Source organism: Candidatus Pelagibacter communis, from assembly GCF_001180025.1.
In the GTDB taxonomy this organism is placed as follows: Bacteria; Pseudomonadota; Alphaproteobacteria; order Pelagibacterales; family Pelagibacteraceae; genus Pelagibacter; species Pelagibacter ubique_A.
In genome coordinates, this window is record NZ_CVSK01000030.1 from 94,322 (window position 1) to 114,100 (window position 19,779).

The window sequence follows — 19,779 nt, forward strand, 5'->3', positions numbered from 1 at the left end:
AATGTTTTACTTATTAAATATTTTTATACAAATGAAAGTTTTATTAAACAATACATCATTATTTGAATCATTAAGGCCATTTAATGACCGTGGCTTTGTTCCAACTATGGGTGGAATACATAATGGTCATTTATCATTGATAAATAAATCAAATAAACTTTGTGAAAAAACAATTGTAAGTATTTTTGTTAATCCAAAACAATTTAATAACAAAAAAGATTTAAAATCCTATCCAAGAAATATCAAGAAAGATTTAAAAATTCTTAAAAAAAGCAAAAAAGTTGATTTTGTTTATCTTCCTAAATTTAAAGAAATATACAAAGATAAAAAAAAATCAAAAATAACATTGCATAAAAAAGACAAAATTTTGTGTGCTAATTTTAGAAAAGGTCATTTTGAAGGTGTTTTAGATGTAATGAATAGACTAACTAAAATTATAAACCCTCAAAAGATATTTATGGGTGAAAAAGATTTTCAACAATTATATTTGGTAAAAAAACAACTGGAAAAAAAGTATAAAACCAAGGTAATTGCATGCAAAACAATTCGTAATAAGAACAAAGTAGCACTGTCATCAAGAAACTTTCTTTTAAATAAATCTAATTTGGTTATGGCAGCAAAAATTTATGCAAAACTTGAAAGTATAAAAAAAAATATCAAAAATAAGAAAAATATTCCAAACTTTTTAAATTTTCAAAAAAAAGAATTAAAAAATACTTATAAAATTAAAATTGATTATTTAGAGCTAAGAAACATAAAAAATCTAAAAATTTCAAGTACAAAGAAAAATTCAAGATTGTTTATTGCTTATTATTTAAATAATGTCAGATTAATTGATAATCTGTAATTTTATAAAAAATATGCTCCAACACCTAAAAAAGATACAAAACCAATCACATCTGTAATTGTTGTCACAAAAACACTTGAAGCAATCGCTGGATCGATATTCATTTTTTTTAGAGTAAAAGGAACTAGTATACCAAATAATCCAGCTATAATCATTGTTAACACCATTGATATTGCTATGATCATCGAAAGGATGCTGTCTTGAAACCATATCTGTACAATTAAAGCACTTATTGCTGCAAATATAATTCCATTTAAAATACCAATAGAAAATTCTTTAAATACATTAGATGAGAAATTATTTTGAGTTAAATCATTTGTAGCTATAGTTCTTACTGTAACTGCAAGTGTTTGCATTCCAGCATTTCCGCCCATCGAAGCTACAATCGGCATTAAGAAAGCTAATACTACCATTTGTTCAATGGTTGCTCCAAATAAACTAATACACCATGTTGCTAGAAAGGCAGTAAATAAATTAAGTAAAAGCCAATTGAATCTTCTTTTTGTTTTTTTTACAACTCCATCAGTAATTTCTTCATCTCCTACCCCTGCTAATCTTAAAGCATCTTCCTCAGCTTCCTCTTTTAAGACAGTTAAAACATCATCATTCATAATCATTCCAACTAATTTATTGTTTTTGTCTACAACGGCGGCTGAATTTAAATTGTAATTTTCAAATAAATTAGCAACTTCCTCTTTATCCATTTCAACAGGAATTAATAATTGAGATTCTGACATAATTGTTGCCATTTTAGTATCACGTGGTGTTGTTAAAACTCTAGATGAAGGAACAGTACCAATTGGTTTAAAATCTTCATTTACAATAAAAATTTCTAAAAACTCTTCTGGTAAATCCTTGTTTTCTCTTAAATAGTCAATTGTTTGCCCTACAGACCAATTGCTTGGTATAGCGGTAAATTCACGCTGCATAAGTCTAGCAGCAGTGTCTTCTGGATAGCTTAAACTTTCTAATAAAGCAAATCTATCTTTTGGAGGTAAAGAACTAAGAATTGCATTTTTGTCCGCTTCAGGAACATTTTCTAATATAGATATAGCATCGTCTGACTCAAGGCCCTTTAGAATGCTAACTATAGAGTCTGAGGATAAATAAGTAATAATTTCTGATTGAATAGATTCATTTAATTCAACAAAAACTTCTGGATCAATATTAAAATTATTTAATTTAATTAAACTTTCTCTATCCCCATCACTAAGGTGCTCAATAATGTCTGCTGCATCTGCAGGGTGCATTTCATTAAATGAATTGGTAATAAATTGAGCATCATTGTTAGCTATTTTGCTTGTAACAACTCTTATATATTCTTTATTAAACTCAAAATTTACTTTTTTATCTTTAGTTTTTTTAGTTAAAGACATAAATCTACCTATAATTTAGATTTGCACTATTAATACATAATAAAGATAATACAAATTATAAATGAACATAGAGATAAAAAAGTCAATAAAACCAGTAAATTATTTTGATGCTATTAATATACTGGAGTCAAGATTAAAGGATTTATATGAAAATAATGAGCAAGAATTAATTTGGACCTTGGAGCATAATGAAGTTTTTACAGCAGGAACTTCATATAAAGACAATGAGATTATTGATAAATCCATTAAAATATTAAAAACAAATAGAGGTGGTAAAATTACTTACCATGGACCAGGTCAATTAATTTGTTATTTTGTCCTAGATTTAAGAAAAAATAAAGATATTAGAAAATTTATAACAATTATCGAAAAAACAATTATTCAAACTTTGAAATTTTATAAAATAGAAACTTTTCCAGATAAAGATAATATTGGTATATGGCATAAATATAATAATGAAGTTAAAAAAATTGCTGCAATAGGTATCAGAGTTAGTAAATGGATTGCCTATCATGGTTTTGCAATAAATATAAATAATGATCTAGAAAACTATAAAAAAATTATACCATGTGGTATTTCAGATAAAGGAGTAACTAATTTAAAAAATATTTTAGATCAGGATTACTCAAATCTAAGAGATATATTAATTAAAAATTTTATTTCAAATTTGAAAATCTAAGTCTTTTAGATTTTAAAAGTTTTTTAAAATAATCAGGTAACAATGCTGAATAAGTATGTTTTATGTCGTTAATTTTAAATTTAATTTGATATGAATGTAACATTAAATTTTTATTAACTCCTTTATTGGAATTTGATAATTTATATTTTGTATCACCAAATATAGGATTCCCAATTGCATATAATTGTTTTCTTAACTGATGTTTTCGTCCAGTAATAGGTTTTAATTCTAATAAACTTGCTTCAGAATTTTTATCAATAACAGTGAAAATTGTTTTTGCTTTTTCAATTATTTTTTTATCACCGTCGTACCTAATTAAATCATCATCCCATACGCCAGATTTTTTATTAATTTCGCCTTGACAGATAGCTAAATAAGTTTTGTGTACTTTTCTTAGTCTAAATAAAGAAGTAAGTAATTGAGCGCTCTCTCTGTTTTTGGCCATAATAAAAACTCCAGAAGTATCTTTATCCAATCTATGAACAGAATATGGTTTTGTTCCCTGAAAAATTTCACTTTTAGCAAAAATATCAACTAGATTTTTTTTTGATTTAGTTCCACCTTGTACTGATATGCCTGATGCTTTGTTTATAACAACAAAATTATCATTGTTGTCAATAATTTGATCTTCATTTGATTTTACAATTTCTTTTGATGGTAAAAACTTAATTTTTTTTTGTTGAATTATTTCTCTAAATTCAATGTTAAATATATTTATTTCATCTTTCGTTTTTATTTTATAAGAGCTTTTAACTTTCTTTCTATTTAACTTTATTTTTCCTGTTCTTAAATATTTTTCAACAAGTCCTTGGGGAATTTTACCAATTTTAAATCTTAACCATCTGTCCAAACGCATATCATTACACGTTGAATCAACGATGTAAGATTTCTTCATGATTAAGATTTAAGCTGTAGCTTGTTTTTTCTCTTCAGTTTTAGGAGATTCTTTGGTTGTATCTTTTTTTGGTTTATCAACTCTCTTGGCTTCAACGTCTCTATCAACAAATTCAATTATTGCCATTGGAGCATTATCTCCATATCTAAATCCAGCTTTAATTATTCTTGTGTAACCACCTTTTCTATTCTGGTATCTTTTAGAAAGTGTTTTTTTAACTTTATTAGCTGATTTAATATCTTGTAGTTTAGAAACCAACATTTTGGTTGTCTGTAAAGTTTCTTTTTTACCTAATGTTATTATCTTGTCCGCCTGTGGTTTTAAGAATTTAGCTTTTGGCAAAGTAGTTTTAATCTGCTCATACTTAATTAAAGAATTGAGCATATTCTTAAGTAAAGCTTTTCTGTGCTCTGATGTTCTATTTAACTTCTTATTTGCCAAACCATGTCTCATTAAATTGATTCCTCCAATTTCTTAGACATTTCAGCAATGTTGTCTGGTGGCCAGTTAGGAATTTCCATTCCTAAATATAGAGACATACCTGTTAAAACTTCTTTAATTTCATTTAATGATTTTCTTCCAAAATTAGGTGTTCTCAACATTTCACCTTCAGATTTTTGAACTAGGTCACCGATATAAATAATATTATCATTTTTTAAGCAGTTCATTGATCTAACTGATAGCTCTAACTCATCTACTTTTCTTAGTAAGTTTTTGTTAAATTCAGGTTCAGTAGAAACTTCTTTTATAGGAGCTTCAACTGGTTCATCAAAGTTTATAAACATTTTTAGCTGATCTTGGAAAATTCTAGCTGAATAAGCTACAGCATCTTCAGCAGAAATTGATCCATTAGTTTCGACTTCCATTATTAATTTGTCATAATCTAATGCTTTACCTTCTCTAGCAGTACTTACTGAATACGAAACTTTTTTAACTGGACTATAAAGGGAGTCTATAGCAATAAGGCCTAATGGTGGCTCTTCCGGTTTATTTAGCTCTGCAGGAACATATCCTTTACCTGTATTAACGTTCATCTCCATGTGAAAAGTTGTGTTTTCATCTAGATTACAAATAACTAAATCAGGATTTAAAATTTCAACGTCTGCAACTGGAGCTATATCTGAAGCTTTAATTTCTCCAGGTCCTTTTGCGTCTAAAATTAATTTTTTTGTGCCTTCTGAATTACTTTTTAATGCTAAAGATTTTACGTTTAATACGATATCTGTAACATCTTCTCTGACACCTTTTATTGAAGTGAATTCATGTAAAACTCCATCAATTTGAATTGATGTAACAGCAGCTCCTCTTATGGATGATAATAAAATCCTTCTTAGAGAATTTCCTAAAGTTAATCCATAACCCTTTTCTAAAGGCTCTGCTACAATTTTTGCATGGGTTAAGTCATCACTAATTTGAACATCTAATTTAGATGGCTTAATTAATGACTTCCAATTTTTTACATTAACATTTTCGACTTCCATTAAACTCTCCTTTTCTTTGGTGGTCTAGTTCCATTATGAGGCATTGGTGTAGTGTCTTTAATTGACAAAATCTTAAATCCTCTAGCTTGCAATGCTCTTAAAGCTGTTTCTCTTCCTGATCCAGGTCCTTTTACTTCAACGGATAAAGTTTTCATTCCATACTCAAGAGCTTTCGAAGCTGCAGCATCAGCTGCTATCTGTGCAGCGTAAGGAGTAGATTTTCTTGATCCCTTAAAACCTTTTTGTCCAGCAGATGCCCAGGAAATTACATTTCCATTTGTATCTGCAATAGAGATAATGGTATTATTAAATGTTGATTGCACATATGCAATTCCATTTAAAATATTTTTTTTAACTTTCTTTTTTTTTGAATAAGAACTTTTTACACTTTTCTTAGTAGACTTTTCTACCTTCTGATCTTTGTTCTCAACCTTATCAGTTTTAGCCATGACTATTTTTTAGTTGGTGTTAATTTTTTTCCAGCAATAGCGATTGCTTTACCTTTTCTTGTCCTTGCATTACATCTAGTTCTTTGTCCTCTAACAGGTAATTTTTTTCTATGTCTTGTTCCTCTGTAACAAGCTAGATCAATTAATCTTTTAATACTTAATGAATAATCTCTCCTTAAATCACCTTCTACTTTAAAGTTTTGATCGATGTACTCTCTAATTTTTAAAATTTCTTCATCTGTTAATTCGTTTACTCTTTTAGCTCTTGGAATTTCTAAAGATGAGCAAATTTGCTGAGAGAATTTATCACCAATTCCATAAATATAAGTTAAACCTATATGAACAAGTTTATTCTGTGGAATGTTTATACCTGCGATACGAGCCATAATTTTTGTGATAAATTGTGCCTTTTATATAAGAAGATTAATCAAAGTCAACGTCTTATACATTGATAAAAGCATCTATTTTCCTTGTTATTTCTTCAATTTCTAAGCTTCCATCAATCTCTTTAAAATTTGGATTCTCAGAGTAGAAATTTAGAACTGGTTGGGTTGTTTCCATGTATTTCTCATACCTTAAAACTATCGTATGAGTATCATCATCAGATCTTTTTTCTATAATTTTTCTCTTCTCAAGTCTTTTTAGAATTGTTTCTTTATCTACGTTTAGGAATAAAATTAAATCTATACTCTGATTTGAATTTTTTAGTAATACTTCTAAATTTTTAGCCTGACTTAATGATCGAGGATATCCATCAAAGATTAATTTATTTTTTTTTTGAGGATCAGATATTAAATTTTCAATAAGTTTATTAACAATATCATCACTTATAAATTTTCCGTTCTTCATGTCATTGGTTATTGCTTTACCAATGTCTGAATTTTTTTTGATTTCTTCTCTTAAAAGATCACCTGTTGAAATTTGAAAAGCATTTAATTTGTTTACTAGATATTTAGACTGAGTACCTTTTCCAGCACCAGGAGGTCCAAATAAAATTATATTCACTTACTTACCAAATTTTGTTTTTTTAATCAGTTGTTCGTATTGTGAACTCATTAATCTAGTTTGTATTTGTGTTACAGTATCGATAGCTACTACAACAACAATTAATATAGATGCACCACCTAAATAAAAAGGTATTGGATAGTTTGCAATTAAAAATTCTGGCATCAAACAAACTAGGGTTAAATATAGAGCACCAATTGTAGTTAGTTTTGTTGAAATATTTTCAATGTACAACGCAGTACTTTCGCCTGGTCTAATTCCTGGTACAAATCCTCCATACTTTCTAAGATTCTCAGCAGTTTCGGTTGGATTGAATGTTATAGAAGTATAAAAAAAAGTAAAAAATATTATTCCTGATGCATATAGTAACATATAAAGAGGTTGTCCTTGAGTAAAATAAGAGCTCAAGTTTAAAAATGTTTCATTGTTAGAAAATGAAAAATTTGAGAATGTTACTGGTAGTAATAGAAGTGCAGAAGCAAAAATTGCAGGAATTACTCCAGCCTGATTTATTTTTAAAGGTAAATGTGAAGACTCTCCTCCATACATTTTGTTACCCATTTGTCTTTTAGGATAATTAATTAGAATTTTTCTTAATGCTCTTTCCATAAAAACCACAAAAAGAATTGTAACTATTAATAGAACAAATATTGCCAAGATCATAAAAGTTGAAACTGCACCAGTTCTACCTAATTCAAAAGTCGTTACCAAAGCTCTTGGAATTTCAGCCACAATACCAGCAAAAATTATTAAAGATATACCGTTACCAATACCTCTTTGAGTAATCTGTTCACCTAACCACATTAAAAATACTGTTCCTGCAACAATCGTTGTAACAGTGGTTATTTTAAAAAAAGCTCCTGGATTAATCACTAAGTCTGCTGATGACTCCAAACCAACTGATAAACCATATCCTTGCACTGTAGCAAGTAATACTGTTCCATATCTAGTGATTTGTGTAATTTTAGCTCTACCAGTCTCACCTTGTGCTTTTAAATTTTTAAAATATTCAGTAACACCAGTTAAAAGTTGAACAATTATAGCAGAAGAAATGTAAGGCATAATTCCTAATGCAAATATAGCCATTCTGCTAACTGCACCTCCTGCAAAAACATTAAACATACCAAGTAACCCTTTTTGGTTACCTTCCATCATTATCTTTAATTGCTCAGGATCTATGCCTGGTAAAGGTACAAAAGTTCCAAATCTATAAACGGCTAGAATTAAAATAGTAAATATAATTCTATTTCTTAAATCATTTGTTGATGATGATGCGCTCATATAAACAAACTATTTTTTTAATTGAATAGATCCACCAATTTTTTCTAGTTTTTCTATTGCTGATTTAGATGCTAGGTCAGCTTCAATATTAATTTTATCTTTTACTTCTCCAGAACCCAAAATTTTTAATTTTTTAGAGTTTTTATTTATTAATTTGAGTTTTTTTAATATTTCCGTGTTTAATACTTCATTCGGATTAATGTTTTTTTTGTCTATGTAAGATTGAATTTTATCTAGATTTAAAATTGCTACACTCTCTTTTGATATTGGGTTAAAACCTCTTTTTGGAAGTCTTCTGTATAATGGCATTTGACCACCTTCAAAACTTTTTATAGCTACGCCGGATCTTGATTTTTGACCTTTAACACCTCTACCTGATGTTTTTCCTTTACCCGAACCAATTCCTCTTCCAACTCTTATTTTAGATTTATTGATTTTTTCTCTATTATTTAAAGTAATCATTATCCTCTTTTTTCAATTATTTCAGAAATTTTTTTATTTCTAATTGCTGATATTTGTTTTGGTGAACTTTGTTTCATTAATGCTTTCATTGTAGCTCTAATAACATTGTGCGCATTGGAAGTTCCCATAGATTTTGCAACAATATCTTTTACACCTAAAACTTCACAGACTGCCCTAACAGGTCCGCCTGCAATAATACCTGTTCCTTTAGAAGCAGCTCTTAGCACTATTCTACCTGAGCCGTCTTTTGCCTTAACGTCATGATGTATCGTTCTGCCTTCTCTTAATGGTATATGAGTAAGTTTTCTTCTTGCCATCTCATTTGCTTTTTTTATAGCATCAGGTACTTGTTTTGCTTTTGCGTGAGCTATACCGATTTTACCTGCTTGATTTCCAACAACTACAAGCGCTGAAAATCCAAATCTTCTTCCACCCTTAACAACTTTAGTAATACGATTTATGTGAACTAATTTCTCTAATATATCGTCAGTTTTTTTATCTTTTATATTTTCCATACTTAAAATTCCATCCCGTTTTCTCTTAGAGTTTCTGCAAAAACTTTAATTCTACCATGATATTTATAAGAACCTCTATCAAAGTAAATTTTAGTAATTTTTTTCTCTTGAGCTTTTTTAGCTAATTTTTGAGCAACCAATTTAGATAGTTCAGTTTTATTAACTTTGTCTGCTGATCTAAGATCTTTTTCTACAGATGAAGCTGATAACAAGGTTACGTTTTTTGTATCATCAATTATTTGAGCTGAAATATTTTTTGATGATCTAGAAATACTTAATCTAAATCTATCTTTTGAAGCAACTTTTTTAACTTTATTACTAACTCTAAATCTTTTTCTTATACTAGTGTTTAATTTCATTACTTTTTCTTACCCTCTTTTTTAAGAACATACTGTCCTTTTTCTCGAACACCTTTTCCTTTATATGGCTCGATTTTTCTTAATGTTTTGATTTTAGAAGCAACTTCACCAACTAGCTGCTTGTCAGAGCCTGTAATTTTTAATGTTGTTTGTTTTTCTACGGCAATTTTAATGCCCTCTGGTATGTCAAAATTGATATCATGACTATAACCCAATTGTAAGTTTAACTGATTTCCTTTTAACGCTGCTCTATAACCAACACCAACTAATTCTAAGGTTTTTTCATAACCTGTGCTTGATCCAATAACAGCATTATTGATTAAACTTCTATTCATTCCCCAAAGTCTTTTTGAGTTTTGATCTACTTTTTTTGGTTTAATAGAAATTTCTTTACCCTCAATTATATCTAAATTAAACATATCTAGATCAACATTGATTGATTTTTTCCCTAGAGGTCCCTCTATATTTATAATATTTCCGGCTAAAGCAACTTTTACTTTTTCTGGGATCGATATGTTTATTTTACCTATTTTAGACATTAAAATACCTTACAAATTATTTCGCCACCAACTTTTTGTTTTCTAGCATCTATATCAGTCATTACTCCTTTTGGAGTTGATACAATAGCAATTCCTAAACCATTATTTATTTTGGGTAAGCTATCTGCAGATGAAAAAATTCTTCTTCCAGGTTTTGATACTCTTTCAAAAGCACTAATTACTGGATTACCTGAATGGTACTTAAGTTCTAATGATAGAATTGGTTTCTTTTCTTCAGAACTTACTTTAAAATCTTTAATAAAACCTTCATTTTTAAGTATATCTGCAATTTTTGTTTTAAAATTAGATGAAGGTAATTCTACCTTTTTATGATTTCTGGCTTGAGCATTCTTCACTCTTGCAATCATATCTCCTATTGGGTCACTTAAACTCATAATTTTCCTTTCTACCAGCTAGATTTAACTAAGCCAGGTATCTTTCCTTGTAATCCTAATTGTCTTAATGCAATTCTTGAAATTTTTAATTTTCTGTAAACACCATGAGGTCTTCCAGTAATTTCACATCTATTCATAACTCTTGTTTTAGCCGAGTTTCTTGGCAGTTTAGATAATTTTTGTTGCGCTTTAAATCTTTCTTCTAATGGAATCTTTTTATCCATTACAATCTTCTTTAATGCTTGTCTTTTCTTGTAAAGCCTATCTGAAAGCTTAATTCTTTTTTTATTTTTATTAACAGCGCTTAACTTTGCCATATTTAATTATCTCCTTTTTTAATAAATGGAAAATTCATTTTTTCTAGTAACGCAAAACTATGCTCTTTATTTATTGTTTTAATAACTATTACTATATCTAAACCTCTAACTTTGTCTGCTCTATCAAAGCTTACTTCTGGAAAAATTATATGCTCTTTAATTCCAAATGTATAATTACCAAATTTATCAAAGCCTTTTGGTGACAAACCTCTAAAATCTTTAATCCTTGGTAATGCAATATTCACTAATCTATCTAAGAATTCATACATTCTATTTTTTCTTAAAGTTACTTTTAAACCAGCGTTTGATCCTTTTCTTGTTTTAAAATTCGCAACTGATTTTTTAAATTTTGTTGTTACTGGTTTTTGTCCAGTAATTTTAGCCATATCTTCTTCACATGATTTTAAAATCTTAGAATCTGAAGCATCTAAACCAAGACCCATATTTAAAATAACTTTCTCAATTCTTGGTGCCATATAAATATTCTTAAAACCAAACTGGTCTTTTAACGCAGGTTGAATTTCTTTATTAAATATTTCTTTTAATCTTGGTGTCATTATTTTTTAGCCTCTTTTTTTTTTGCAACTTTTTCATCAATTAGTTTTAGGTTTGAAATATGTATAAAACTTTCTTTAGGAAAAATTCCACCTTTTTTCTCTTTAGTTGTTTTAACGTGTTTTTTTACCATATTTATTTCTTTAACCTTTGCTCTGTTATTAGCTCTATCAATTTCAATAACTTCACCTTCTTTTTTTTTATCTTTTCCAGTTAAAACTCTTACTTTCAAACCTTTTTTAATCATTATAAAACCTCCGGTGCCAAAGAAATAATTTTCATTTGACCTCTACTTCTTAATTCTCTTGTAACTGGTCCAAAAATTCTTGTTCCTACTGGCTCCCCCTTGTCATCAACTAATACAGCAGCATTATTGTCAAATCTTACTTTAGAACCATCATTTCTGTGAATTCCCTTTTTAACTCTTACAACTACAGCTTTATGGACAGATCCTTTTTTAACTTTTCCTTTAGGTATCGCCTCTTTAACTGCAATTACAATTGTATCACCAATGCTAGCGTATCTTCTTTTAGATCCACCTAGAACTTTAATGCACTCAATTCTTTTTGCACCAGTATTATCAGCTACTTGTAACTCTGTTTGAACACCAATCATTACTTTGCACTCTCCATAACTTGAAATTTTTTATTTTTAGAAAAAGGTTTACTCTCAATAATTGAAACTTTATCGCCGGTTTTGAACTTATTATTTTCATCGTGAGCGTTATAGTTTTTTCTAACTCTGATTACTTTTTTTAGAACTGGATGAGAATATTTACGTTCTACCATAACAGTAACTGTTTTATTTGGTTTGTCGCTTATAACTACACCTGTAAGTATTTTTTTAGGCATTTGCTTTTCCTTTTAAAATTGTTTTTAATCTTGCTATTGTTTTTCTAGTTTCTCCAATTTTAGCTGGGTTTGTTACTTGTGAATTCATTTTTTGAAATCTGAAATTAAAAAGATCTTTTTTAAGTTTATCGATATTTTTCACAATTTCGTCCTTTGATAATTTTTTAATTTCTTGTTTTTTCATTATGCAAATCTCTTAATTGTTTTGGTCTTTATAGGTAATTTTGCTGATGCTTTGTATAAAGCTTCTTTTGCAATTTGCTCAGAAACACCATCAACTTCAAATAATATTCTTCCTGGTTTTACTCTGCACGCAAAGTATTCTGGTGAACCTTTTCCTTTACCCATTCTGACTTCAATTGGTTTTTTTGAAACTGGTATATTTGGAAATATTCTTGTCCAAACTCTTCCTTGTCTTTTCATATGTCTTGTTAAAGCAACTCTTGCAGCTTCTATCTGTTTTCCAGTAACTCTTTCAGGCTGTAAAGCTTTTAATGCGTAAGCACCATAATTAATAGTACTTGCTCTAGTAGCAGTACCGTGAATTCTGCCTTTATGCGCTTTTCTCCACTTTGTTCTTACAGGTTGAAGCATTATTATTTACCTTCCTTTGGGGTTACCTTGTTAGTTTCTTGGCTAAATTCTCTAGCAAAAACTTCACCTTTATAAATCCAAACTTTAATACCAATAATTCCATATGTCGTAAGAGCCTCTGCCTCTGCATAATCTATATCAGCTCTTAAAGTATGTGATGGAATGCTTCCATCTCTTAACCACTCTGTTCTGGCTATTTCATTTCCCCCGAGTCTTCCACTTACAGAAACTTTAATTCCTTTTGCTCCAAGTCTAATACATGATTGCATTGCTCTTTTCATAGCTCTTCTATAAGAAATTCTTTTAACGAGCTGCTGAGCTATGTTTTCAGCTACTAAATAAGCGTTAGTTTCAGGTTTTTTAACTTCTTTAATATTTAGATTAACTTCATTTGTTGTGAATTTTGAAAGATTATTTTTAATTTTGTCTATATCACTTCCTTTTTTTCCAATAACAAATCCAGGTCTAGAAGTATAGATTGTAACATAACATTTATTAGATGTTCTTTCGATCATTACCTTAGATACACCAGAGTTGATTACATTTTTCTTGATATATTCCCTAATTTTAAAATCTTCGATTAGGTAATTTCCAAAATCTTTTTTCTTAGCATACCACACAGAGTCCCATCCTCTGTTGACACCTAATCTAAAACCTACAGGATTAACTTTTTGCCCCATGCTTCTCCATTTGTTTTGCTTCTGATAAAATAATTGTAACAGTTGACCAAGGTTTTAATATTGGTGCTGCTCTTCCTTTAGCTCTTGGTCTAAATCTTTTCATAACTATTTTTTTTCCACAATATGCTTCTTTAACAATTAATTTATCAATATCGTATTGAAAATTATTTTCAGCATTGGCTACAGCTGAACTGATAGTTTTTCTAACATCTCTAGTAACTCTCTTTTCTGAAAACTGTAAATCTCTAATAGCAACATCAACTTTTTTGCCAACGATACTTTTAAGTATTGGATTTAACTTTCTAACACTTGATCTAATACCGTTATTAATAGATTTCACTGTTTTTTCGTTAGATTTATCTATTTTCTTTTTCTTGCCCATAATTATTTCTTCTCTGCTGTTGCTGGTTTAGCTTTTTTATCAGCTGGTGTATGACCAAAGAATGTTCTAGTTGGTGCAAACTCACCTAATTTATGCCCAACCATATCTTCTGAAACAGTTATTGGAATAAATTTTTTACCATTATAAATTTGAAAACTTACACCTACAAAATCTGGTAAAATTGTAGATTTTCTTGACCAAGTTTTAATAGGAATTTTCTTTGGATCGTCTTTATACTTGTCAACTTTCTTCATCAAGCTTTCTTCTACAAACGGACCTTTCCAAACTGCTCTAGCCATTACTTAGTATCCTTCCTCTTATTTCTTCTCTTAACTATAAATTTATCTGTTCTTTTATTATCTCGAGTTTTTAAACCTTTAGCAGATTGTCCTGTAGGTGAAACTGGATGTCTTCCTCCAGCAGATTTTCCTTCACCACCTCCATGTGGGTGATCAACTGGGTTTTTAACAACACCTCTAGTATGAGGTCTTCTACCCAACCATCTTGATCTACCTGCTTTTCCAATTTTGATATTTTTTTGATCTGGATTACTTAAAATTCCAATTGTAGCTAAAGCTCTTGAATCTATTTTTCTCACTTCACCTGAGGCTAATTTTATTAAACTATAGTTCCCATCTAGACCACTAATAGTAACTGATGAACCAGCTGCTCTAGCGATTTTTCCACCACCACCTGGCTGTATCTCAACGTTATGTATATTAATACCCACTGGTATATCTTGTAATGGCATACAATTGCCTACTTTAATTTCTTTTTTAGAACCACTTTCAACTTTATCTCCAACTTTAATTTTTTGTGGTGCTAAGAAATATGAGTGAGTACCATCCTCAAATTTAACTAACATTATGTAGCATGATCTATTAGGATCATATTCAATTCTTTCAACTGTGGCTTCCATATCGAATTTTTTTCGATAAAAATCCACATGTCTGTACATTTTTTTATGTCCACCGGCTCTATTAATAGAGGTAATATGACCGTTATTATTTCTACCTTTCATCGCATTTTTAGGTGAAACTAAGGTCTTGAATGGTTTACCTTTCCATAAACCAGTTCTATCAACTAAAATAGTGCCTCTTGTAGATTTTGTATATGGTTTAAAAGTTTTTAATGCCATTTATTAAATTCCTGTTGTTAGATCAATGCTCTGACCTTTTTTTAGAGTAATTATTGCTTTCTTATATCCAGATACTTTTACTTTTCTACCTCTGGTAACTTTTGTTCTATTTTGTTTGTTAATAATATTTATCTTAGTCACATTAACTTTAAATATTTTTTCAATATTCTTTTTTAAATTTTTCTTATTTGCACCATTTGGAACTTTAAAAACAATTTTATTCAGTTCAGATAAGTTAGTTGATTTCTCAGTAACAACTGGTGAAAGAATTTTGTCGTATAAGTGTATTTTTTCCATTTTATGAATATCTCTTTTCTAATTCTTTTACTGAACTTTCTGTAAAAACAACTTTTTTAAATTTAATAATATCGTAAGCACTAAAATGATTTACATCAGTAACTTTAATATTTGGAATATTTCTCACTGATTTTTCAATTTTTTCTTTTGAATTTTTATCTAAAATTATTAGTGAATTTTTAATTTCAAGTTTATTAATAATTGAGTTCATCTCTTTTGTTTTTTTAATTTCAGAACTAAAATCATTTAGGATTAATAAATTTTTATTCTTATTTTTTTCAGTAATTAATGAAGCTACGCTTTGTTTTTTCTCTGTTTTGTTTAATTTTCTTTTTTTATAAGCTAATTCACCTTTTGGTCCATGAGCAATACCACCACCAACAAATATAGGAGCTTTTCTACTAGCATGCCTTGCACCACCGGTCCCTTTTTGAGCATATATTTTTGAAGTTGGTCCTTTTACTTCATTTTGTTGTTTAGTTTTGGCATGTCTACCTTTGTAATTAGCATTTGTTTTATAAAGAACAGCGCTAACTAATTTATGGTTAATTTTTGCAGAAAAAATCTTATCCAAAACCTCAATACTATCTTTTTTTCCGTCTATGCTAATTTTATCTAATTTCATTATTTTTTCTTTTTCTCAGGTGTTTTTTTAGCCTCTTCAGCAGCTGCTTGTTTCTCACCAATTGTCATTTTATTTAAATTTTTTACAGATTTTTTAACCATTACCTCGGAATTTTTTGAGCCCGGTATTGACCCTTTTAAGTAAAGAAGTTCGTTTTCTAAGTCAGTTTTTATTATTTCAATATTTTGCATTGTTCTCAGCTTGTCACCCATATGACCAGCCATTTTTTTTCCTTTAAAAACTTTTCCTGGATCTTGACTATGCCCAGTCGAACCATGTGCTCTGTGTGATATTGAAACACCGTGACTGGCTCTTAAACCACCAAAATTATGTCTTTTCATAGCACCTGCAAAACCTTTACCAATTGTCTTTGATCTTGTGTCTACAAATTTAATGTCTTTGAATATTTCTAAACCAAACTCGTTTCCTTCTTTGTACACTGATGTATCATTTACTCTAAATTCTTTTAATTTTTTTTTAGCTTCTGTATTTTTTTTTGAAAAAACACCTTTCATTGCTTTTGTTAATTTTGAATTTTTAATTTTTCCATATCCAAGCTGAACAGCTTTGTATCCTCTTTTTTCCTCTTCAATAACCTGAATAACTCTAGCTTTTTCAACCTTAAGCACAGTCACAGGAACTAACTGACCGGATTTATAGAATTCTCTCGTCATTCCAATTTTTTTTCCTAATAATGCTATCTCGCTCATAATTAAATTTTAATCTCCACATCTACACCAGAAGCTAAATCAAGTTTCATCAATGCTTCTACAGTTTGTGGTGTTGGTTCAATGATATCTATTAGTCTTTTGTGTGTTCTTGACTCAAACTGTTCTCTACTTTTCTTATCTATATGAGGTGATCTTAATACTGTGTATCTTTCAATTCTTGTAGGTAATGGAATAGGTCCTTTAATTGTAGCTCCAGTTCTTTTAACTGTGTTTACAATTTCTTCTGTAGAAGCGTCTAGAACCTTATTATCGTACGCTCTTAGTTTTATCCTTATGTTTTGCTTTTCCATTATCCCGCTACCTTTTTAGTTACTTCATCTTGAACGTTTTGAGGAACTTTAGAATAATGATCAAAGAACATTGAATATTGCGCTCTTCCTTGTGACATTGATCTAAGATTATTGATATAACCAAACATATTTGCTAGAGGAACCATAGCTGTAATCACAGTTGCATTTCCTCTTTGTTCTTGAGTGCTAATTTGCCCTCTTCTACTGTTTAAATCACCTATAACATCTCCCATATAGTCCTCAGGAGTAACGACTTCTACTCTCATAATTGGTTCTAGAAGTTTTAATCCACCTTGAGTACAAGCTTCTTTAAAACATGCTCTACTTGCAAGTTCAAAGGCTAAAACGCTTGAGTCAACATCGTGATGTAAACCATCAACAATAGTTACTTTGTAATCAATCATTGGGAAACCTGCCAAAATTCCACTATCAGACACAGTTTCAATACCTTTTTCAACACCAGGAATGAATTCTTTTGGAATAGCTCCACCCTTAATAGCACTTTCAACTTCTCTTCCTTTTCCTGGTTCTTGAGGTTCAACAAATAATTTAACCTTAGCAAACTGACCAGCACCACCGCTCTGTTTTTTATGTATGTATTCATACTCAGCAGATTTTTCTATAGTTTCTCTGTAAGCGACTTGTGGAGCACCTACGTTTGCCTCAACTTTAAATTCCCTTTTCATTCGATCAACAATAATATCTAAGTGAAGTTCACCCATACCTTTAATGATTGTTTGACCCGACTCTTCATCTGAAGAAACTCTAAATGATGGATCCTCTTTAGCTAATCTTGCTAATGCTTCACCCATTTTTTCTTGGTCACCTTTTGTTTTTGGCTCTACAGCAATTTCAATTACTGGGTCTGGGAATTCCATTGGCTCTAATAAAACTGGATTTTCTTTGTCACATAAAGTGTGACCTGTCATAGTATTTTTTAATCCTGCTAGTGAAACAATATCACCTGCATTAGCCTCTTTAATATCTTCTCTTGAATTAGCATGCATTAAAAGCATACGACCAACTCTTTCTTCCTTATCAGATGAAGAATTATATACGGCAGTTCCAGACTTAATCGTACCAGAATAAATTCTAACGAATGTTAAAGAACCTACAAATGGATCGTTTGCAACTTTGAAAGCCAAACCTGAAAAAGAAGAGCCATCATCAAATTTCATCTCAACTTCATCTTCTGAACCAACTTTTGTGCCTTTAATTGAGCCAATATCTACTGGGCTTGGCAAGTAGTTTACAACCGCATCTAATAAAGGTTGAACACCTTTATTTTTAAACGCAGATCCAGTTAAAACTGGGACAAAACTAAAGTTCAATGTTCCTTTTCTTATACACTTAACTAAATCTTCCTCTTTAATTTCCTCTCCATTTAAATAAGACTCCATTAATTTTTCGTCTTGTTCTACAGCAGTTTCGACTAATTCTGTTCTATATTTTTCAGTAATTTCTTTAAGATCATCAGGAATATCTTTGTATTCCCATTCAGCACCTAATGCCTCATTTTTCCAAACTTGAGCTTTCATTTTAACTAAATCAACAACTCCAGTTAAAGAAGCCTCAATTCCAATAGGAACTTGTAATACTAATGGCTTTGCACCTAATCTATCTTTAATCATGTCAACACATCTAAAGAAATCAGCACCTGTTCTATCCAGTTTATTTACAAAACAAATTCTTGGAACTTTATATTTGTCTGCTTGTCTCCATACTGTTTCAGATTGTGGTTCTACACCCGCTACACCATCAAAAACAGCTACGGCACCATCTAAAACTTTCAAAGATCTCTCTACTTCAATAGTAAAGTCTACGTGACCTGGGGTATCAATGATGTTAACTCTGTGATCATTCCAAAAACAAGTAGTTGCTGCAGAAGTAATTGTAATTCCTCTTTCTTGTTCTTGCTCCATCCAATCCATGGTTGCTGCACCATCATGCACTTCACCAATTTTATGGCTCTTACCTGTATAATATAAAATTCTCTCTGTAGTAGTTGTTTTCCCAGCGTCTATATGGGCCATGATCCCAATATTTCTATATTTATCTAATGAATGAGTTCTAGCCATATCTTATTACCACCTAAAATGAGCAAATGCCTTGTTAGACTCTGCCATTTTATGTACATCCTCTCTTTTTTTAACAGCAGCTCCTTTTTTTTCATAAGCATCATAAAGCTCATTAAAAATTTTATCTGCCATATGTTTATCTTTTCTTTTTCTTGCTGATTCTACTAACCATCTAATAGCTAAGGCTTGTGCTCTTTTACTTTTTACCTCAACAGGAACTTGATAAGTTGCACCACCAACTCTTCTAGATCTAACTTCTACAGTTGGTTTGATGTTATTAATTGCTTCATTAAAAATATTAATCGGTTCATCTTTAGTTTTTGTTTTAATTTTATCTATAGCATCATAAACTATTTTAGCAGCAATACCTCTTTTGCCGTCATACATGATATTGTTGATTAATTTAGGAATAATAGTTGATTTGAATTTTGGATCTGGAACTACATTTTTTTTCGGTTGAGTTTTTTTTCTAGACATTATTTACCTTTTTTCGTTCCGTATAAAGATCTTCTTTGTTTTCTATTTGCAACACCTTGTGTATCTAGATTACCTCTTAAAATATGATAACGAACACCTGGTAAATCTTTTACTCTACCACCTCTAATCAGAACTACCGAGTGTTCTTGAAGGTTATGACCTTCGCCTGGAATATAAGCTGTAACTTCAAATCCATTTGACAATCTCACTCTAGCAACTTTTCTTAATGCAGAGTTTGGTTTCTTAGGAGTTGTTGTATAAACTTTTACACAAACACCTCTCTTTAAAGGTTGCTTTTGTAGAGCAGGAACTTTGTTCCTCGCTGCTGGTTTCACTCTTTTTTTTCTTAACAACTGGTTAATAGTTGGCATAAATTTTTTAAAATTAATTAATTTATTTTTAGATGAAAATAACTGACAGGTTATTTTGTGGCAGCGTTTAGTACCGTTAAAAGCACTACATTCCAACCAAAAACATCGCC

33 protein-coding genes are annotated in these 19,779 nt (G+C 30.0%); 2 read left to right on the forward strand and 31 right to left on the reverse strand.

Going from position 1 to position 19,779, the window contains the following annotated elements:
- The first annotated feature begins 1 nt into the window (after position 1).
- Positions 2-847 carry a pantoate--beta-alanine ligase gene (gene panC, locus AMN83_RS00970; RefSeq protein ID WP_075503600.1) on the forward strand — a complete coding sequence of 282 codons (846 nt, stop codon included), beginning with the start codon at positions 2-4 and terminating at the stop codon, positions 845-847.
- 2 nt (positions 848-849) lie between these two features.
- Here panC and mgtE read toward each other — a convergent pair whose 3' ends face one another.
- The gene (gene mgtE, locus AMN83_RS00975; protein WP_075503602.1) at positions 850-2,223 is read right to left on the reverse strand and encodes a magnesium transporter; all 1,374 of its coding nucleotides are present in this window, start codon (positions 2,221-2,223) and stop codon (positions 850-852) included.
- Positions 2,224-2,284: 61 nt separating this feature from the next.
- Here mgtE and lipB point away from each other — a divergent pair, with 61 nt between their 5' ends.
- Positions 2,285-2,902 (forward strand): lipoyl(octanoyl) transferase LipB, encoded by a 618-nt coding sequence (gene lipB, locus AMN83_RS00980; RefSeq protein WP_075503604.1) that lies wholly within the window; start codon positions 2,285-2,287, stop codon positions 2,900-2,902.
- On the opposite strand, the gene AMN83_RS00985 is transcribed toward lipB, so the two are convergent.
- The 30 genes from AMN83_RS00985 to rpsL are packed head-to-tail and all read right to left on the reverse strand — an operon-like array spanning position 2,880 to position 19,669.
- The gene (locus tag AMN83_RS00985; RefSeq protein ID WP_075503605.1) at positions 2,880-3,797 is read right to left on the reverse strand and encodes an RluA family pseudouridine synthase; all 918 of its coding nucleotides are present in this window, start codon (positions 3,795-3,797) and stop codon (positions 2,880-2,882) included. The two genes, lipB and AMN83_RS00985, sit on opposite strands and share 23 nt — an antisense overlap.
- Before the next feature lie 9 nt (positions 3,798-3,806).
- The gene (gene rplQ / locus AMN83_RS00990; protein WP_072091165.1) at positions 3,807-4,250 is read right to left on the reverse strand and encodes a 50S ribosomal protein L17; all 444 of its coding nucleotides are present in this window, start codon (positions 4,248-4,250) and stop codon (positions 3,807-3,809) included.
- Positions 4,250-5,278: a DNA-directed RNA polymerase subunit alpha gene (locus AMN83_RS00995; protein ID WP_075503607.1), complete on the reverse strand. Its 1,029-nt coding sequence runs from the start codon at positions 5,276-5,278 to the stop codon at positions 4,250-4,252. The genes rplQ and AMN83_RS00995 overlap by 1 nt, the downstream gene beginning before the upstream one ends.
- The gene (rpsK, locus tag AMN83_RS01000; protein WP_075503609.1) at positions 5,278-5,727 is read right to left on the reverse strand and encodes a 30S ribosomal protein S11; all 450 of its coding nucleotides are present in this window, start codon (positions 5,725-5,727) and stop codon (positions 5,278-5,280) included. Before rpsK ends, AMN83_RS00995 begins: the two co-directional genes overlap by 1 nt.
- 2 nt (positions 5,728-5,729) lie before the next feature.
- The gene (gene rpsM, locus AMN83_RS01005; protein ID WP_023853721.1) at positions 5,730-6,113 is read right to left on the reverse strand and encodes a 30S ribosomal protein S13; all 384 of its coding nucleotides are present in this window, start codon (positions 6,111-6,113) and stop codon (positions 5,730-5,732) included.
- 55 nt (positions 6,114-6,168) lie between these two features.
- Positions 6,169-6,732, reverse strand: a complete 564-nt coding sequence (locus AMN83_RS01010) for an adenylate kinase (RefSeq protein WP_075503610.1) — start codon at positions 6,730-6,732, stop codon at positions 6,169-6,171.
- On the reverse strand, positions 6,733-8,013 hold the full coding sequence (gene secY / locus AMN83_RS01015) for a preprotein translocase subunit SecY (protein WP_075503611.1): 1,281 nt from the start codon (positions 8,011-8,013) through the stop codon (positions 6,733-6,735).
- A gap of 9 nt (positions 8,014-8,022) precedes the next feature.
- Positions 8,023-8,475: a 50S ribosomal protein L15 gene (rplO, locus tag AMN83_RS01020; RefSeq protein WP_075503613.1), complete on the reverse strand. Its 453-nt coding sequence runs from the start codon at positions 8,473-8,475 to the stop codon at positions 8,023-8,025.
- Positions 8,475-8,990, reverse strand: coding sequence for a 30S ribosomal protein S5 (gene rpsE, locus AMN83_RS01025; RefSeq protein WP_075503615.1), 516 nt, complete (start codon positions 8,988-8,990; stop codon positions 8,475-8,477). Before rpsE ends, rplO begins: the two co-directional genes overlap by 1 nt.
- A 2-nt stretch (positions 8,991-8,992) precedes the next feature.
- Positions 8,993-9,349: a 50S ribosomal protein L18 gene (gene rplR, locus AMN83_RS01030; RefSeq protein WP_075503617.1), complete on the reverse strand. Its 357-nt coding sequence runs from the start codon at positions 9,347-9,349 to the stop codon at positions 8,993-8,995.
- Positions 9,349-9,888, reverse strand: coding sequence for a 50S ribosomal protein L6 (gene rplF, locus AMN83_RS01035; RefSeq protein WP_075503619.1), 540 nt, complete (start codon positions 9,886-9,888; stop codon positions 9,349-9,351). The genes rplR and rplF overlap by 1 nt, the downstream gene beginning before the upstream one ends.
- Positions 9,888-10,283 carry a 30S ribosomal protein S8 gene (gene rpsH, locus AMN83_RS01040; RefSeq protein ID WP_075485249.1) on the reverse strand — a complete coding sequence of 132 codons (396 nt, stop codon included), beginning with the start codon at positions 10,281-10,283 and terminating at the stop codon, positions 9,888-9,890. Before rpsH ends, rplF begins: the two co-directional genes overlap by 1 nt.
- 11 nt (positions 10,284-10,294) lie before the next feature.
- A complete protein-coding gene (gene rpsN / locus AMN83_RS01045; protein ID WP_023853713.1) occupies positions 10,295-10,600 on the reverse strand; it encodes a 30S ribosomal protein S14 in 306 nt (101 codons plus the stop codon).
- Positions 10,601-10,602: 2 nt separating this feature from the next.
- Positions 10,603-11,157: a 50S ribosomal protein L5 gene (gene rplE / locus AMN83_RS01050; protein ID WP_075503621.1), complete on the reverse strand. Its 555-nt coding sequence runs from the start codon at positions 11,155-11,157 to the stop codon at positions 10,603-10,605.
- Positions 11,157-11,402, reverse strand: coding sequence for a 50S ribosomal protein L24 (rplX, locus tag AMN83_RS01055; RefSeq protein WP_075503623.1), 246 nt, complete (start codon positions 11,400-11,402; stop codon positions 11,157-11,159). The genes rplE and rplX overlap by 1 nt, the downstream gene beginning before the upstream one ends.
- The gene (gene rplN / locus AMN83_RS01060) at positions 11,402-11,770 is read right to left on the reverse strand and encodes a 50S ribosomal protein L14 (RefSeq protein WP_023853710.1); all 369 of its coding nucleotides are present in this window, start codon (positions 11,768-11,770) and stop codon (positions 11,402-11,404) included. The genes rplX and rplN overlap by 1 nt, the downstream gene beginning before the upstream one ends.
- Positions 11,770-12,006 (reverse strand): 30S ribosomal protein S17, encoded by a 237-nt coding sequence (rpsQ, locus tag AMN83_RS01065; protein WP_075503625.1) that lies wholly within the window; start codon positions 12,004-12,006, stop codon positions 11,770-11,772. Before rpsQ ends, rplN begins: the two co-directional genes overlap by 1 nt.
- Complete coding sequence (gene rpmC, locus AMN83_RS01070) at positions 11,999-12,190, reverse strand: 50S ribosomal protein L29 (RefSeq protein WP_023853708.1); 192 nt, start codon at positions 12,188-12,190, stop codon at positions 11,999-12,001. The genes rpsQ and rpmC overlap by 8 nt, the downstream gene beginning before the upstream one ends.
- A complete protein-coding gene (gene rplP / locus AMN83_RS01075) occupies positions 12,190-12,600 on the reverse strand; it encodes a 50S ribosomal protein L16 (RefSeq protein ID WP_075503628.1) in 411 nt (136 codons plus the stop codon). The genes rpmC and rplP overlap by 1 nt, the downstream gene beginning before the upstream one ends.
- A 2-nt stretch (positions 12,601-12,602) precedes the next feature.
- A complete protein-coding gene (gene rpsC / locus AMN83_RS01080) occupies positions 12,603-13,280 on the reverse strand; it encodes a 30S ribosomal protein S3 (protein WP_075503634.1) in 678 nt (225 codons plus the stop codon).
- Positions 13,264-13,662 carry a 50S ribosomal protein L22 gene (rplV, locus tag AMN83_RS01085; protein ID WP_075503637.1) on the reverse strand — a complete coding sequence of 133 codons (399 nt, stop codon included), beginning with the start codon at positions 13,660-13,662 and terminating at the stop codon, positions 13,264-13,266. The genes rpsC and rplV overlap by 17 nt, the downstream gene beginning before the upstream one ends.
- Positions 13,663-13,664: 2 nt before the next feature.
- The gene (gene rpsS / locus AMN83_RS01090) at positions 13,665-13,961 is read right to left on the reverse strand and encodes a 30S ribosomal protein S19 (RefSeq protein WP_023853704.1); all 297 of its coding nucleotides are present in this window, start codon (positions 13,959-13,961) and stop codon (positions 13,665-13,667) included.
- The gene (gene rplB / locus AMN83_RS01095; protein WP_023853703.1) at positions 13,961-14,800 is read right to left on the reverse strand and encodes a 50S ribosomal protein L2; all 840 of its coding nucleotides are present in this window, start codon (positions 14,798-14,800) and stop codon (positions 13,961-13,963) included. Before rplB ends, rpsS begins: the two co-directional genes overlap by 1 nt.
- Positions 14,801-14,803: 3 nt before the next feature.
- The gene (rplW, locus tag AMN83_RS01100; protein ID WP_075503640.1) at positions 14,804-15,097 is read right to left on the reverse strand and encodes a 50S ribosomal protein L23; all 294 of its coding nucleotides are present in this window, start codon (positions 15,095-15,097) and stop codon (positions 14,804-14,806) included.
- A 1-nt stretch (position 15,098) separates the two neighbouring features.
- Positions 15,099-15,722, reverse strand: coding sequence for a 50S ribosomal protein L4 (rplD, locus tag AMN83_RS01105; RefSeq protein ID WP_075503642.1), 624 nt, complete (start codon positions 15,720-15,722; stop codon positions 15,099-15,101).
- Positions 15,722-16,432 carry a 50S ribosomal protein L3 gene (rplC, locus tag AMN83_RS01110; RefSeq protein ID WP_075503644.1) on the reverse strand — a complete coding sequence of 237 codons (711 nt, stop codon included), beginning with the start codon at positions 16,430-16,432 and terminating at the stop codon, positions 15,722-15,724. The genes rplD and rplC overlap by 1 nt, the downstream gene beginning before the upstream one ends.
- Before the next feature lie 2 nt (positions 16,433-16,434).
- Complete coding sequence (gene rpsJ / locus AMN83_RS01115; RefSeq protein WP_023853699.1) at positions 16,435-16,743, reverse strand: 30S ribosomal protein S10; 309 nt, start codon at positions 16,741-16,743, stop codon at positions 16,435-16,437.
- The gene (gene fusA, locus AMN83_RS01120; RefSeq protein ID WP_075503646.1) at positions 16,743-18,821 is read right to left on the reverse strand and encodes an elongation factor G; all 2,079 of its coding nucleotides are present in this window, start codon (positions 18,819-18,821) and stop codon (positions 16,743-16,745) included. The genes rpsJ and fusA overlap by 1 nt, the downstream gene beginning before the upstream one ends.
- A 6-nt stretch (positions 18,822-18,827) precedes the next feature.
- Positions 18,828-19,298 carry a 30S ribosomal protein S7 gene (gene rpsG, locus AMN83_RS01125; RefSeq protein ID WP_075485276.1) on the reverse strand — a complete coding sequence of 157 codons (471 nt, stop codon included), beginning with the start codon at positions 19,296-19,298 and terminating at the stop codon, positions 18,828-18,830.
- Positions 19,298-19,669, reverse strand: coding sequence for a 30S ribosomal protein S12 (gene rpsL / locus AMN83_RS01130; RefSeq protein WP_023853696.1), 372 nt, complete (start codon positions 19,667-19,669; stop codon positions 19,298-19,300). The genes rpsG and rpsL overlap by 1 nt, the downstream gene beginning before the upstream one ends.
- Between the last annotated feature and the right edge of the window lie 110 nt (positions 19,670-19,779).